This window comes from Nesterenkonia sp. NBAIMH1 (genome assembly GCF_007922635.1).
Classification (GTDB): Bacteria; Actinomycetota; Actinomycetes; order Actinomycetales; family Micrococcaceae; genus Nesterenkonia; species Nesterenkonia pannonica.
Genome location: NZ_CP042335.1, coordinates 1,734,426 through 1,747,845, shown reverse-complemented (window position 1 = coordinate 1,747,845; position 13,420 = coordinate 1,734,426). Strand labels below are relative to the sequence as shown.

15 protein-coding genes are annotated in these 13,420 nt (G+C 66.1%); 2 read left to right on the top strand and 13 right to left on the bottom strand.

Annotated elements, in window-relative coordinates; genetic code table 11:
- Positions 1-31 precede the first annotated feature (31 nt).
- The 5 genes from FS388_RS08320 to FS388_RS08300 are packed head-to-tail and all read right to left on the bottom strand — an operon-like array spanning position 32 to position 5,605.
- Positions 32-1,180 carry a mannitol-1-phosphate 5-dehydrogenase gene (locus tag FS388_RS08320; protein ID WP_146340999.1) on the bottom strand — a complete coding sequence of 383 codons (1,149 nt, stop codon included), beginning with the start codon at positions 1,178-1,180 and terminating at the stop codon, positions 32-34.
- Between the two features lie 31 nt (positions 1,181-1,211).
- Positions 1,212-3,248 (bottom strand): PTS mannitol transporter subunit IICBA, encoded by a 2,037-nt coding sequence (locus FS388_RS08315; RefSeq protein ID WP_146340998.1) that lies wholly within the window; start codon positions 3,246-3,248, stop codon positions 1,212-1,214.
- A gap of 34 nt (positions 3,249-3,282) precedes the next feature.
- A complete protein-coding gene (ptsP, locus tag FS388_RS08310; protein WP_146340997.1) occupies positions 3,283-4,971 on the bottom strand; it encodes a phosphoenolpyruvate--protein phosphotransferase in 1,689 nt (562 codons plus the stop codon).
- A 2-nt stretch (positions 4,972-4,973) separates the two neighbouring features.
- Entirely contained in the window at positions 4,974-5,243 is a 270-nt protein-coding gene (locus tag FS388_RS08305) for an HPr family phosphocarrier protein (RefSeq protein WP_146340996.1), read from the bottom strand.
- A gap of 29 nt (positions 5,244-5,272) precedes the next feature.
- Positions 5,273-5,605 (bottom strand): PTS sugar transporter subunit IIB, encoded by a 333-nt coding sequence (locus FS388_RS08300; protein WP_168198660.1) that lies wholly within the window; start codon positions 5,603-5,605, stop codon positions 5,273-5,275.
- A 154-nt stretch (positions 5,606-5,759) separates the two neighbouring features.
- Here FS388_RS08300 and FS388_RS13270 point away from each other — a divergent pair, with 154 nt between their 5' ends.
- Positions 5,760-6,359, top strand: a complete 600-nt coding sequence (locus FS388_RS13270; RefSeq protein ID WP_246836156.1) for an HTH domain-containing protein — start codon at positions 5,760-5,762, stop codon at positions 6,357-6,359.
- Between the two features lie 29 nt (positions 6,360-6,388).
- Positions 6,389-7,729 (top strand): transcription antiterminator, encoded by a 1,341-nt coding sequence (locus tag FS388_RS08295; protein WP_246836155.1) that lies wholly within the window; start codon positions 6,389-6,391, stop codon positions 7,727-7,729.
- Here the strand turns inward: FS388_RS08295 and FS388_RS08290 are convergent.
- The 8 genes from FS388_RS08290 to infA form a co-directional block, all read right to left on the bottom strand.
- Positions 7,714-9,159: a sugar porter family MFS transporter gene (locus FS388_RS08290; protein ID WP_146340994.1), complete on the bottom strand. Its 1,446-nt coding sequence runs from the start codon at positions 9,157-9,159 to the stop codon at positions 7,714-7,716. The genes FS388_RS08295 and FS388_RS08290 overlap by 16 nt on opposite strands.
- Before the next feature lie 131 nt (positions 9,160-9,290).
- The gene (truA, locus tag FS388_RS08285) at positions 9,291-10,130 is read right to left on the bottom strand and encodes a tRNA pseudouridine(38-40) synthase TruA (RefSeq protein ID WP_146340993.1); all 840 of its coding nucleotides are present in this window, start codon (positions 10,128-10,130) and stop codon (positions 9,291-9,293) included.
- 68 nt (positions 10,131-10,198) lie between these two features.
- Positions 10,199-10,783: a 50S ribosomal protein L17 gene (gene rplQ, locus FS388_RS08280; protein WP_146340992.1), complete on the bottom strand. Its 585-nt coding sequence runs from the start codon at positions 10,781-10,783 to the stop codon at positions 10,199-10,201.
- A 58-nt stretch (positions 10,784-10,841) separates the two neighbouring features.
- On the bottom strand, positions 10,842-11,858 hold the full coding sequence (locus tag FS388_RS08275; RefSeq protein ID WP_146340991.1) for a DNA-directed RNA polymerase subunit alpha: 1,017 nt from the start codon (positions 11,856-11,858) through the stop codon (positions 10,842-10,844).
- Between the two features lie 119 nt (positions 11,859-11,977).
- Complete coding sequence (rpsK, locus tag FS388_RS08270) at positions 11,978-12,379, bottom strand: 30S ribosomal protein S11 (RefSeq protein WP_146340990.1); 402 nt, start codon at positions 12,377-12,379, stop codon at positions 11,978-11,980.
- A gap of 15 nt (positions 12,380-12,394) precedes the next feature.
- A complete protein-coding gene (gene rpsM / locus FS388_RS08265) occupies positions 12,395-12,763 on the bottom strand; it encodes a 30S ribosomal protein S13 (protein ID WP_146340989.1) in 369 nt (122 codons plus the stop codon).
- Positions 12,764-12,946: 183 nt separating this feature from the next.
- Entirely contained in the window at positions 12,947-13,060 is a 114-nt protein-coding gene (gene rpmJ / locus FS388_RS08260) for a 50S ribosomal protein L36 (protein ID WP_146340988.1), read from the bottom strand.
- Positions 13,061-13,080: 20 nt separating this feature from the next.
- Entirely contained in the window at positions 13,081-13,302 is a 222-nt protein-coding gene (gene infA, locus FS388_RS08255) for a translation initiation factor IF-1 (protein ID WP_146340987.1), read from the bottom strand.
- Positions 13,303-13,420 lie beyond the last annotated feature (118 nt).

The window sequence follows — 13,420 nt, the reverse complement described above, 5'->3', positions numbered from 1 at the left end:
CGGGGCGCCGCGTGTCTTGGGCGGACCGAGCTCAGACGCGGGAGGCGACGACGTCCCGGAGCCGGTCGAACAGGGGGTGCAGGGGGTCCAGCCCGGTGATTTCTGCGGTGACGGCCTCCGCGGAGACATCTCCTGCGCGCATGCGCTCCAGCAGCTGGTGCAGCTGCGCCGCTTCCTCATCTCCGGTGAATTCCAGGGCAGCCCCCACGGCGTTCAGCAGGCCGTCCACACTGAGGCCGCGTTCGGCGGCCTCCCCAGCAGGGCCGATGAGGCGCTCGTGGCGCGACAGTTTGCGGAGCGGCTGGCGGCCGACGCGATCGACGGTGTCCGGCAGTGCAGAATTGCGGAAGCGCTCCAGAATGGTGGTCCGGTATTCGGTCATCTCCTCGGCGGTGAAGCCGTGCTTGGCGCTCAGCAGCGCGGAGGTCTCCTCCAGAGCCGCAGCGACCCCTGAGGCGACGTCCGTGTCCGCGAGGGCCTCCGCGATCATGCTGTGGCCTGCCCGTCGGCCCAGGTACGCGGCCGTCGCGTGCCCGGTGTTGACCGTAAAGAGCTTCCGCTCGATGTATGGGCCCAGATCCTCCACGAAATGCGCGCCCGGGATGGTGGGCAGCCGGTCGCCGAAGGGTGCACTTTCGATGGCCCATTCGTAGAACGGCTCGACGGTGACGTCGATGCCTCCGTCGGCGGGCTGTCCGGGGACGATGCGATCCACTGCTGTGTTCGCGAAGACTGCCTTCGCGCCCAGCCCGTCCCATTCGTCGCCGGCGAGCTCCACGAGGTGTCCGCGGAGCGTGTCGGTGCCGCCGATCGCGTTCTCGCAGGCCATGACCTGCAGCGGGTCGGCATCGGCCGCACGCACCCGCAGTCCGGCGAGAATGTGCGGCGCAATGAACTTCAGGATGCTTGGGCCCACTGCGGTGGTGACGACGTCCGCCTCGGCGATCTCAGCGGCCACCGCGTCGGGGTCCTCCGCGGAGCTGATGGCCCGGAAGCCGGTGACCGTCCTGTCCTGGCCGCCGACGCCGACCTCACGCACCGTGTAGGAGTCGGAGTCGGCCAAGGTCTCGACCAGAGCGGCCGCGACGTCGGAGAAGACAACCTCGTAGCCGCCCTCGTGGAGCAGGAGCCCCACGAATCCTCGGCCGATGTTGCCGGCGCCGAAATGAACTGCCTTCATGCTGCGGTCCTCTCCTCGGGGTGCGGGGGCATCACTGGTTGACGGCCTGCAGCATCCGGAAGATCTCCTCTTCAGTGGCTGCCGCCTTCAGCGCCTGAACCTGTGACTCATCGGAGAAGAGCTCTGCGATCCGGGAGAGGATCTGCAGGTGCTCGTCACCCACCCCGGCGATGCCGATGACGAAGGTGACGTGGTCTCCGAACCAGTCCACACCGCCGTCATACCGGGTGACGGACAGGGCGGATGCTTTGACCGCATCCTTGGCATCGTTGGTTCCGTGCGGAATGGCAAGCTCGTTGCCCATGAAGGTGGAGACGGTGGCTTCGCGGTCGCGCATATCCTGCAGGTAGTCGCCGGTCACCGCGCCTGCGGAGACGAGGATCTCGCTGGCCTGCTCGAGGGCCTGCTCCTGAGTTGCCGAGCCGGAGACGATGGTGACGCGTGCCGGTGTCAGGACTGCTGACTCGGTCACCACGCCGCCGTCACCCTCCTCAGCGGCTCCGGGTGCTGCCGCTCCTGCAGTGGTGGTTGCTTCGCCCTCGCGGCTGCTCCTCACCAGCTCCACCACTTCGTCGTACTCAGGAGCGTTCATGAAGTTGTCTACGGACACGTGGATGGCCTCGGGCTCCTGGCCTCGGGCACGGTCGGTCAGCTGCTGCTGGGTGATGACGAGGTCGGCATCGCCCGGAAGGTTCGCCACCGCCTTATTGGAGACGGACACACCGACGATGCCGGCCTCTTTGATCTTCTTTCGGAGGACGGAAGCACCCATCGCGGAGGAGCCCATACCGGCGTCGCAGGCGAAGTAGATGGTCTGTATCTTCGCGGAGGCAGCCGCGGGGACACTTCCTGAGCCGGCGGCGAGGCCGCTCAGGTGCTCAGACTTCTTGCCCTTAGCCGTCTCCGTTCTGGCGATGGCAGAGGTGAACTCATCGTCTCCTTCGAGGTCCCGCCGACGGCTTGCCAGCAGAATCATTGCAGCAACTGCAAACGACACGGAAGCGGAGAGCACTACGGAAAGAACGACGCCGATATGACTGCCCTGCGCCGTCATCCCGAGGACAGCAAAGATGGACCCTGGCGCCGCAGGGCCGACAAGACCCGTGTCGAACAGCACATTTGTGCCCACTCCTGTCGCTCCGCCAGCAACCACCGCCAGCAGAAGAGCAGGCTTCATCAGCACGTAGGGGAAGTAGACCTCGTGGATGCCGCCGAAGAAGTGAATGATGAGCGCGCCGGGGGCAGTTGCCCGCGCCGCACCGACCCCGAAGACAGTGAACGCCAGGAGCACACCGAGACCCGGACCCGGGTTTGCTTCCAGCAGGAAGAGAACCGAGCTGCCCTCACGTGCCGCCTCGGCGCTGCCTAAGGGCGTCAGCACACCATGGTTGATCGCGTTGTTCAGGAAGAAGACTTTGGCGGGCTCGATGACCAACGAGGCCACCGGAAGAAGGCCGTTGTCGATCAGCCAGCTCACCATGGATTCCAGCACGCTCATCAGGCCGTTGATGACAGGTGCCAGGAGGTAGAACCCGGCGATTGCCATGCCGAATCCCGTGATGCCGGCCGAGAACATGTTGACCAACATCTCGAAGCCGGCCCTGACCTTGCCTTCCCAGAGCCTGTCGAGCTGCTTCATCACCCAGGCGGCAAGCGGCCCCATGATCATGGCGCCGATAAACATGTGGATCTCATCCAAGGGGTCCTGACCAGCAGCCAACTCTTCGTTGAGCAGGTGTATGAGCCAATCCGAGCCAGCGATGACGCCGAAGGTAGCAACAGCGCCGACGACCGCCCCTCGCATGTCGTACACCATCTTCCCGCCCTGGACGGCAATCAGAATCGGGAGCAGGTAATGGATCATCGGCCCGACGATGGATGCAAGAGCCTCGTTCGGCGTCCATCCCACGTCGATGAAGAAGGCAGTCACCAAACCCCAGGCGATGAGTGCCGGAATGATAGGCATGATCATCCCGGACATGAAGGAGCCGACCTTCTGGACGCCGACCCGGAGCGCGCCGGGCTGCTTCTGGGTCTCTTGCTCTGCGGCAGCTGACGTCGTCGACATCGCGTGCCCCTCTCGTGTTGTTCTGCGTGTGCGGTTATTGAGCGTGCTGTGTGGCCAGCGCCTCGCGTGCGGCCTCGCGGGCCGCAGCGGCGCTGGTGGCGCCCAGCGCAGCCGCAGCGGCTGCGCGGGCGGAGTCAGCAGTGTGCTGGGACAGTTCGTAGCGCACCTCGGCCAGAGCCGCAGGCGCCATGGAGAGAGTGGTGGCGCCCAGTCCCACCAGGACGACGGCGAGCAGCGGGTCCGCGGCGGCCTCGCCGCAGACGCCCACGGGCTTTGAGGTGACCTGCCCGGCCGCGCCGACCTCACGGATCAGACGCAGCACAGCCGGGTGCCACGGGTCCTGCAGGGACGCCACAGACCCCAGGAGACGGTCCGCAGCCATGGCGTACTGGGTGAGGTCATTGGTGCCGATGGAGGCGAAGCCCGTGCGCTGCAGAATCGGCTCAGCCAGCAGGGCTGAGGAGGGCACCTCCACCATCACGCCGGAGGTCTTCAGGCCGTGGGCGGACGCCAGCTCGGTGAACTGCTCCGCCTCCTCCACGGTGGAGACCATCGGTGCCATCACCCAGACGTCGGCCTCAGCGGCTGCCTCAGCACGAGCGAGGGCAGTCAGCTGATCCTCCAGGATCTCCTGCTTCGCCAGCAGGGCACGAATGCCGCGCAGGCCGAGAGCCGGGTTCTCCTCCTCGTCGTTGGTGAGGAACGGCAGGGGCTTATCGGCGCCGGCGTCGAGCACGCGGACGACCACCTTCTTGCCGGGGAACGCCTTCAGCAGCTCGGTGTACGCCGCAGTCTGGTCCTCGACGGAGGGCGCCCGATCGGAGGAGAGGAAGAGGAACTCGGTGCGGAACAGGCCCACGCCTTCGGCTCCCAGCTCCACAGCGTGCTGTGCGCCGTCGGGGCTTCCGAGGTTGGCCAGCAGCGGCACCGGTGTGCCGTCGGCGAGCGCTCCGGGAGTGACGGGCGCGGCCTGCACCGCAGAGCGCTGTTCGATGCGGCGCTCCGCCTCGGCCAGCTGCTCGGGGCCGGGGTCCGCGATGACCTGTGAGGAGGCGGCGTCGACGATGACCTCCTGCCCCTCCGCGAGAGCCGCGGCGCCGCGCGCGCCGACCACGGCGGTGATGCCGGCGCTGCGAGCGAGGATGGCGGTGTGAGATGTGGGGCCGCCCTCCACTGTGACGAGCGCAAGGACCTTGTCCAGATCCAGCAGCGCAGTGTCGGCGGGCGCAAGGTCTCGGGCCACCAGCACGAAGGGGTGCCCGGGATCCGGGATCCCCGGTGCGGGAAGCCCGCGCAGGTGGGCGATGACCCGCTGTGAGACGTCGTTGAGATCCGCTGCTCGCTCCCCCAGGTAGCCGCCGAGGCCCTTGAGCATCTCGGCGAACTCCTCGAACGCGCTGTGGACGGCCCACTCGGCGCGGTACCCCTCGGCCGCCTTGGCCTCCACGGCCTCGGCGAGGGACGGGTCCTGGGCCATCATGGCCTGGGCTTCGAGGACCTCCTGCGCCTCTCCTCCGGCCTGCTCGCCGCGGGCGGCCAAGTCGGCGGCGACGACCCTGATGGCCTCAGCGACTCTGGCCGTCTCCTCCTCGGGGGCGAGAGAGGACCTCTCGGCCACAGGGGCGGCCGGCGGAGGGGACATGCGTGCCACCGGGCCTCGGGCGATGCCCTGCCCGATGCCCGTGCCGATCAGAAGTCCGGCGCTGGATCCCGCGGGGGTCATGATCAGGCCTCGTCGTGGTCGGTGACGAGCAGCTGCTCGAGGGTGTCCAGTGCCTCTTCGGCACCCTCGCCCTCAGCGGTGAGGACCACCTCGTCGCCCTTCTCCACTCCGAGGGAGAGGACGGTGAGAATGCTCGCCGCGTTGACGGTCTTCTCACCTTTGGTGATGGTCACAGGGATGCCGGTCTCCTGCGCTGCGGAGACGAACATCTTCGCCGGCCGGGCGTGGAGGCCGTTGGAGGAGGCGACGGTGACGGTGCGCGATGCGGACATCTGAAGGGCCTTTCGTAGGAGGTGGGATCTCATCTGGGCCGAGCGGAGGGATCGTCCGCCCCGCTGATGAGCTCACGCAGCACGGACAGGGCCGCACTGCCGTCGAGGTCTGAGCCGATGCTGTCCGGCAGCACGCCCACAGGCACGCTCCGAGGCTCGGAGAGACCGCGGACATCCTCTGCGAGGTCTGCCAGATGCGGTCCGAGGAGCACGGCGTCGGCGAGCTCCAGCTCGAACAGCAGTGAAGACTGGGCTCCTGGCTTCGCCGTGTGCGCCAGCCCTTCGTGCTCCAGGGCACGATTGAGGCGCTGCGCGATGAACGTGCTGGACGCGCCTGCGCCGCACACCACCAGGATCTTCATTGATCTGCCTTCTGCTGCTCGTCCTGCTCGCTTCGTCCATTGCTCTGAGCCTCCATTCTCCCGTGATGCAGCACACATCTCTATAGGGTGACGGGGCATGCTTTTTTCCGCCCATGCGGAAAGTCCGCTGAAACGTCTGTGGGAAGATGCAGGCGTGAGCACCCGCCGGCAGGATCAGCTGATCTCTCTGCTTCTGAAGGAGGAGGGATGGCTCACCGCCGCATACCTCGCCGACGCGCTCGGGGTCACTCCGCGCAGCGTCCGCAGCTACATCTCCCAGATCAACTCACGCGCCTCCGCAGCGCACATCTCCTCCGAGACGGTCCCGGAGGATGAGCCTGCGGCTCCCGCGGTGGAATCCGGGCCCGACGGCTACCGAGCTGACGCCCCCACCCTCAGCCGCCTGCGTCCTGAACGGTCTGAGGCGTCGCCCGACGCTCGGGCTCGCGCCCTCATCAGCGCACTGCTGGATGCGCCCTCCGGCGTCGACCTGACGCGCACCGCTGCGCGCCTGCATCTGAGCGAAGCGACCATCGAGGCAGACCTGCAGCGAGTACGCGCTCTGGTGCTCGGCCGGGATCTGCGCCTGGAGCGGGTAGGACCCCGCGCCGTCCTCTCCGGGAGCGAGGCGGCCCAGCGGCGGCTGATCTCGTCACTGGTCCATGAAGAGATGGACCAGGAAGGCTTCGATGTGAGCTCGATGCGGCGAGCGGCAGCGCTGCGGAGCATCGACGCCACTGCCTTGGGCCGCTGAGCCGCGCCCTCGGTGCGCGGCTCAGAGACATGGGCTACTACGTCAACGAGTTCGCCTGCGCCGACGCAGCCCTCCACGCGGCGATCGCCTCAGACCGCGCGGCCCAGGGACGCCCGCTCGAGCCGTCAGCACCAGCAGATGCGGAGCCCGGGGACTCCTTCGAGGGGCGAGAAGACATGAGCCGGGTGGTGGACCTCCTGCGTGACCTGTGCTCTGAGCATCTCTCGAGCGACCTCGGCCCCAGCGACCTCGAACATCTGGCCTCGCTGACGCTGACGCGCGTCGTGGCGCCGGCAGGATCGGAGACGGTCCGCGCAGATCCGCACGTGGAGGAGGTCGTCTCCGCCGCGGTGGGCCGCGTGTCCCGCTGCTACATGGTCGACCTCGAAGATCCGGCATTCACCCGGCGGCTCTCCCTGCACGTGCAGAATCTGCGGCTGCGGGCGCAGCAGCAGGCCTGGTCCCGGAATCCGATGACCCAGTCTCTGAAGGCTTCGTACCCCATGGTCTTCGAGATTGCCGTCGCCCTCGCGTCGGACATCTCAGAGAGTCTCGACTTTCACCTGCCTGATGACGAGATCGGCTACCTCGCCATGCATGTGGGAGGACGGCTGGAGGCTGAGCGCCGTGCCGAGACGACGATCACCGCAACGATCGTCAGCCCCGGATACTACGACCTGAACGAGCTGCTCCGATCCAGAATCGACGAGACGCTGGGCTCCTCCGTCGATGTGGTCAGTGTGGAGACTGGCATCGATCCGGACTGGAGCTCCTTCGACACGGACCTCATCCTGAGCACCGTCCCGCCTCCGTCGCCGAATGAGAGAACTGTCACGCTGGCGCCGTTCCTCACGCAGAACGATGTGGAGCGGGTGGCGGCGGCGGTGGCCCGTGTTCGGCGCACGCGGCGTCTGGCCGAGCTGCGCACCAAGCTGCGGCGGTATTTCAGCCCCGACGCGTTCTTCCGACCGTTGGAGGCCTCCACCGAGGAGGAGGCCATCCGAATGCTCGGCGAGCCTCTGGTGGAGCGCGGCATCATCGACGCCTCCTACGTCGATGCCTCCGTTGCTCGCGAACAGATGTCCTCAACAGCGTTCACCGACTCATTCGCCGTTCCTCATGCCATGGATATGACCTCCACGAGGACGGCGATCTCCTTCGGGATCGCGGAGGGCGGGCTGCCGTGGGGCGGCCAGCGGATTCAGGCCGTGGCCCTGGTGGCATTCAGCGAAGCCGAGCGGGATGCGTTTCAGACCATCTTCGAGCAGCTGGTGGAGGTCTTCGGAGACAGGAAGTCCCTGCAGCGCATCCTTCAGCGCGGCAGGGACTTCCCCGGGTTCGTCGACGCTCTGGCTCAGGCCTTGGAGTAGGCGCCCTCGCGCATGTCTTCGATCTCCCGGTTCTTGGTCTCGGGGACGAACTTCAGCACGAAGAACAGCGAGACGAGCGCACTGATCGCGTAGAAGCCGTAGGCGAAGACCAGCGAGAGCTCGGCCATGGAGGGGAAGAGCGAGGACACCAGGAAGTTGGAGCCCCAGTTGAAGGCGGACGCCACACCGAGCGCCACCGCTCGCACTCGGTTGGGGAACATCTCGCCCAGCATCAGCCACATGAACGGGCCCCACGTCGCACCGAAGCCTACGACGAAGACATTCGCCGAGATCAGCGCGATGATATTCCACGGCTCGGGCAGCATGACGCCGCCGTCCTCACCCGCGTCTCCGACGACCTCTGCGAAGGAGAAGGAGATGGCCATCATGCCCAAGCCGACGGCCATGACGGCGGAGCCGATGGCCAGCGGAATGCGGCGGCCCACCTTGTCGACGATGAGGATGCCGATGATCGTGGCAAGGATGTTGAGGCTGGTGGTGATCACCTGCACCAGCATCGCCTGGTCCTCTTCGATGCCCACGGCCTGCCAGAGCGTCGTGGAGTAGTAGAAGATGACATTGATGCCGACGAACTGCTGGAAGACTGCCAGCCCGATGCCGACCCAGACAATGGGCATCAGCTTACCGCCGACGAAGAGGTCCTTGAGCTTCTGGCGAGCTTCGAGGTTGATCGTCTCGCGGATTTCGGTGATCTTGTTGGCCACGTAGCTCTGCCCTCGGATGCCGACGACGTCCTCCAGGACCTTCGCAGCCTCCTTGTCGCGGCCGCGAGAGACCAAGTACCGAGGCGACTCCGGAACGGAGAGGGCAAGAAGCCCGTAGATGAGGGCGGGGGCAGCCTCCGACAGGAACATCCATCGCCACGCATCCAGTCCGAACCAGAGCTCGCTCGAGGCCCCTCCGGCAGCCTCGGCGAAGATCCAGTTGGAGAAGGCGGCCATGAAGATGCCGGTCACGATGGCCAGCTGGAAGAGCGAGCCGAGTCGGCCGCGCCAGTTGGCGGGTGAGACTTCGGCGATGTAGGCCGGGGCGATGACGGACGCCATGCCGACGCCGATGCCGCCGACCACGCGCCACAGAATGAGGTCGTAGACGCTGAAGACCAGGGCGGTTCCGATCGCTGAGACGAAGAACAGCGAGGCGGCGATGAGCATCGCCTTCTGGCGTCCCACACGGTCGGAGATCGTCCCTCCGGCGAAGGCGCCGAGCACACAGCCGAGCAGCGCGCTGGAGACGCTGAAGCCCTGCATGAACGGGTTGAGGTCGAACTCCTCAGCGATCGGCCCTACGGCGCCGTTGATGACAGCGGTGTCGAATCCGAAGAGGAAGCCGCCGAATGCAGCGACTAAGACAACCCATGCGACGGCGCCGCCGAGCGACGCCTCAGGGCCATCTGTGTTGGTGGTCATCGTTGACTCATTTCCGTCGTGTCGGGCAAAACCGCGTCGATTCTGCCCACATATATCGCGCTATGCAACATATTTGCCTGCAGGCTCATCGGCCCAGGTCCTCGCATTCCCCGCACGTGGTGATGCAGGTCTCACGAGGCCTCTCGCAGGGCCCGCGTCTGACGAGCCCGTGCCCTCAGGTGAGCGTCCTGGGGATACTGAACCGAGTCGAGCACGAGCCCGTGAGGCGGGGCGAGGCGCACGTCCTGATCCCAGGACGCCCGGCCCAGCCTGGCTGTCAGCCACCCAGGCTCTCGTCGACCCTCCCCCACCTCGATGCAGGCGCCGACGAGTGCCCGGACCATGTGGTGGCAGAAGGCATCGGCTGTGATGCGCAGGCTCAGCACCCCGTCCTCTCCCCTTCGGATCCTAAATTCCTGAAGCTCCCGAACTGTGGTGCTGCGGTCCCTCGGCTTGCAGAAGCTGCCGAAGTTGTGGAGTCCCAGGACGCTCATCGCCTCGAGGTCCATCAGAGTCTCATCGAGTGCGCTGCGCACCCAGGCCGTGCTCCGGCGGCTGAGGGGGTCCCATCGGATCTGCTGGTCTGCCATGCGGTAGGAGTAGGTGCGGCTGAGAGCGGAGAAGCGCGCGTCGAAGTCTGCCGGCGCCTCACGCACCGCATGGAGCACCAGTGCCCCATCCTCACGGCCCAGAACCCCCGACAGTCGTCGGTGCATAGCGTCGACGGGGCTGATGTCCCGTCCGCGGCCGAGCGCCTCGAACTCCTCCTCGCTCAGATCCAGGTGCACCACCTGTCCGCGGGCGTGCACCCCGGCGTCCGTCCGTCCTGCGACGGTCACTGGGACTGGCCGTCGGACGACGGTGGCAAGCGCCTCCCGCAGTGCTCCTTCGACGGTGGGAAGGCCGGGTTGGGCGGCCCACCCGTGGTACGCGTTGCCGTCGTAGGCGAGGTCCAGGCGCAGTCGGGGCATACTGAGAACGATACAGAAATGCCCCCGGCCCTAAGGGCTCGGGGGCATTTCTGATGAGGGACGGGGACTTACTTGTCCTCCTCCGGAGTCTCCTCGGCGGCAGCCTCAGCTGCTGCTTCGTCAGACTCGGTGTCGGCGGGCGCCTCAGCAGCGGCGGCGTCGGACGCCTCCGTCTGGACTGCCTCGTCAGCAGCCTGCTCCTGCGGAGCCTCTTCCTCAGCGGGAGCAGCGGACGCCGCAGCGGCCTCTGCGTCGCGGACGACCTGCTGCTTGGGGCTCACGGGCTCCATCACAAGCTCGATGACAGCCATGGGGGCGTTGTCGCCCTTGCGGTTGCCGATCTTGGTGATGCGGGTGTAGCCGCCTTCGCGCTCAGCCATCGCCGGCGCAATGACGGTGAACAGCTCGTGCACGATGCCCTGGTTGGTGGCGTTCTTCGCGCTGATCTGGCCGACCACCTTGCGGCGTGCAGCAAGGTCGCCCTTCTTGGCGAGGGTGATCAGACGCTCAGCGTACGGGCGCAGGCGCTTGGCCTTGGTCACCGTCGTGGTGATCGAGCGATTCTCGAACAGCTGGGCCGAGAGGTTGGCCAGCATGATCTTCTCGTGCGCTGGGCCTCCGCCCAGACGAGGTCCCTTAGTGGGGGTTGGCATTGTCCTACTCCTTGGTTACACGCTCACCCTGCGAGGCGAGCCGAATCTGTGCGGAGCCTCAGTTGGAGAACTGAGGATCCTCGTCGTCGTACTCTTCCTCTTCAGCGGCGAAACGCGCGGCCGTGGGATCGAAGCCCTCAGGCGAGTCCTTCAGCTGGAGGTTGTACTCCACGAGCTTCTCCTTGACCTCATCGATGGACTTCGCACCGAAGTTGCGGATGTCCATGAGGTCGGCCTCGGAGCGTGCCGTGAGCTCACCGATGGTGTGGATGCCCTCACGCTTGAGGCAGTTGTAGGAGCGCACGGTGAGCTCCAGGTCCTCAATCGGCAGAGCCATATCCGCAGCCAGGGCAGCGTCGGTGGGCGAAGGCCCGATCTCGATGCCCTCAGCCGAGAAGTTCAGCTCCTTGGCCAGGCCGAACAGCTCCACGAGTGTGGAGCCGGCCGAGGCCAGCGCGTCGCGCGGGTCCATCGACGGCTTGGTCTCGACGTCGATCGTCAGCTTGTCGAAGTCGGTGCGCTGCTCCACACGGGTGGCTTCGACCTTGTAGCTGACCTTCACGACGGGCGAGTAGATGGAGTCCACGGGGATCCGGCCGATCTCTGAGTCCTCGAGCTTGTTCATCGCAGCGGAGACGTAGCCGCGTCCACGCTCGATGGTCAGCTCCAGGTCCAGCTTGCCGTGCTCGTTGAGCGTCAGCAGCTGGAGATCTGGGTTGTGGAACTCCACTCCTGCCGGGGGGGTGATGTCTGCCGCGGTGACCGCACCAGGTCCCTCTTTGCGCAGGTAGGCGACGACCGGCTCGTCGTGCTCCGAGGACACCGAGAGCTTCTTCACGTTGAGGACCATCTCGGTGACGTCCTCCTTCGCGCCCGAGATCGTGCTGAACTCGTGCAGCACGCCGTCGATCCGGACGCTGGTGACTGCGGCGCCCGGAATGGAGGAGAGGAGGGTCCTGCGCAGCGAGTTGCCGAGGGTGTAGCCGAAGCCGGGCTCGAGGGGCTCGATGGTGAAGCGGGCGCGGGTTTCGTTGACGACTTCTTCTGTCAGCGTGGGGCGCTGTGCAATGAGCACTTGCGGTTCCTTATCCGCGTGCGTCCGCTATTTGACGCACACTGTTTTCGTCGGGGGAACTTCATGTATTGCGCACGACGTCGCTGGGCGCGTCGATGCTGTGGCGGAGCGAAGAAGCGTCAGACGCGACGGCGCTTCGGGGGGCGGCAGCCGTTGTGGGCCGAAGGCGTGACGTCGGAGATCGATCCGACCTCGAGGCCTGCAGCCTGAAGCGACCGGATCGCAGTCTCGCGACCGGATCCCGGGCCCTTGACGAAGACGTCAACCTTCTTCATTCCGTGCTCCTGCGCCCGCTTGGCAGCCTGCTCGGCGGCCATCTGCGCGGCGAAGGGCGTGGACTTGCGTGAGCCTTTGAAGCCCACCTCGCCCGACGAGGCCCAGGAGACCACAGCACCGGTGGAGTCGGTGATGGAGACGATGGTGTTGTTGAAGGTCGACTTGATGTGAGCCTGACCCTGGGTGATGTTCTTTGATGCGCGGCGGCGCGGCTTGCGCGCGGCGGCTCGAGTCTTGGGGGGCATGATTCTCCTGCTGAACTACTTCTTCTTGCCTGCGACGGTCTTCTTCGCGCCCTTGCGGGTACGCGCGTTGGTCTTTGTCTTCTGACCACGGACGGGCAGGCCGCGACGGTGGCGAATGCCCGCGTAGGAGCCGATCTCAACCTTGCGGCGGATGTCTGCTGAGACCTCACGGCGCAGATCGCCTTCGACGGTGAAGTTGGCTTCGATGTAGTCGCGCAGCTGGACGAGCTGGTCGTCCGTCAGGTCCTTCACGCGAGAGTTGGGGTCAATGCCGGTGGCCTCGAGAGCCTCGGCGGCGCGGGTTCGGCCCACGCCGTAGATGTAGGTGAGTCCGATCACCGAGCGCTTCGCATCGGGGATGTCGACTCCTGCCAGACGTGCCATCTGGTCAGTCCTCCTTAGTTCGTCCGAAGGTCTTCAGCAGCGCTCCCCGCAGGGGCCCTGGGGCCCGGCCTCGGAGGTGAGGCTCTCATCGGGTCTCCGGCCTTCGGCAACCGGAGGTGTGCTCGCCAGCTCATTCGCGAGCCGCACTGCTGTTCTGTGTATTGAGCTGTGGTGCGCTGGGCCTCAGCCCTGGCGCTGCTTGTGGCGTGCGTTCTTGCAGATCACGCGGACCACGCCCTTGCGGCGGATCAGCTTGCATTCGGAGCAGATCGGCTTGACGCTCGGCTTCACCTTCATGGCTATACCTCTGTCTTGGTTTACTTGTAGCGGTAGACGATGCGGCCGCGGTTGAGGTCATAGGGACTCATCTCTACGACGACCCTGTCCTCAGGGAGGATACGGATGTAGTGCTGGCGCATCTTGCCCGAGATGGTCGCAAGCACCACGTGCTCGTTCTCCAGTCTCACTCGGAACATGGCATTGGGCAGAGCCTCAACGACTGAGCCCTCTACTTCGATGACGCCTTCTTTTTTCCCCATACGCTCCACACACCGGTCGCGATCCTTCTCCGCACGGTCTGCCGGCCACGCTGGCCCGACAGGCGATTGGAGAGAAGAATCTGGATTTCTGCTTCAGAGCCTCTGGGCGCGAATGACC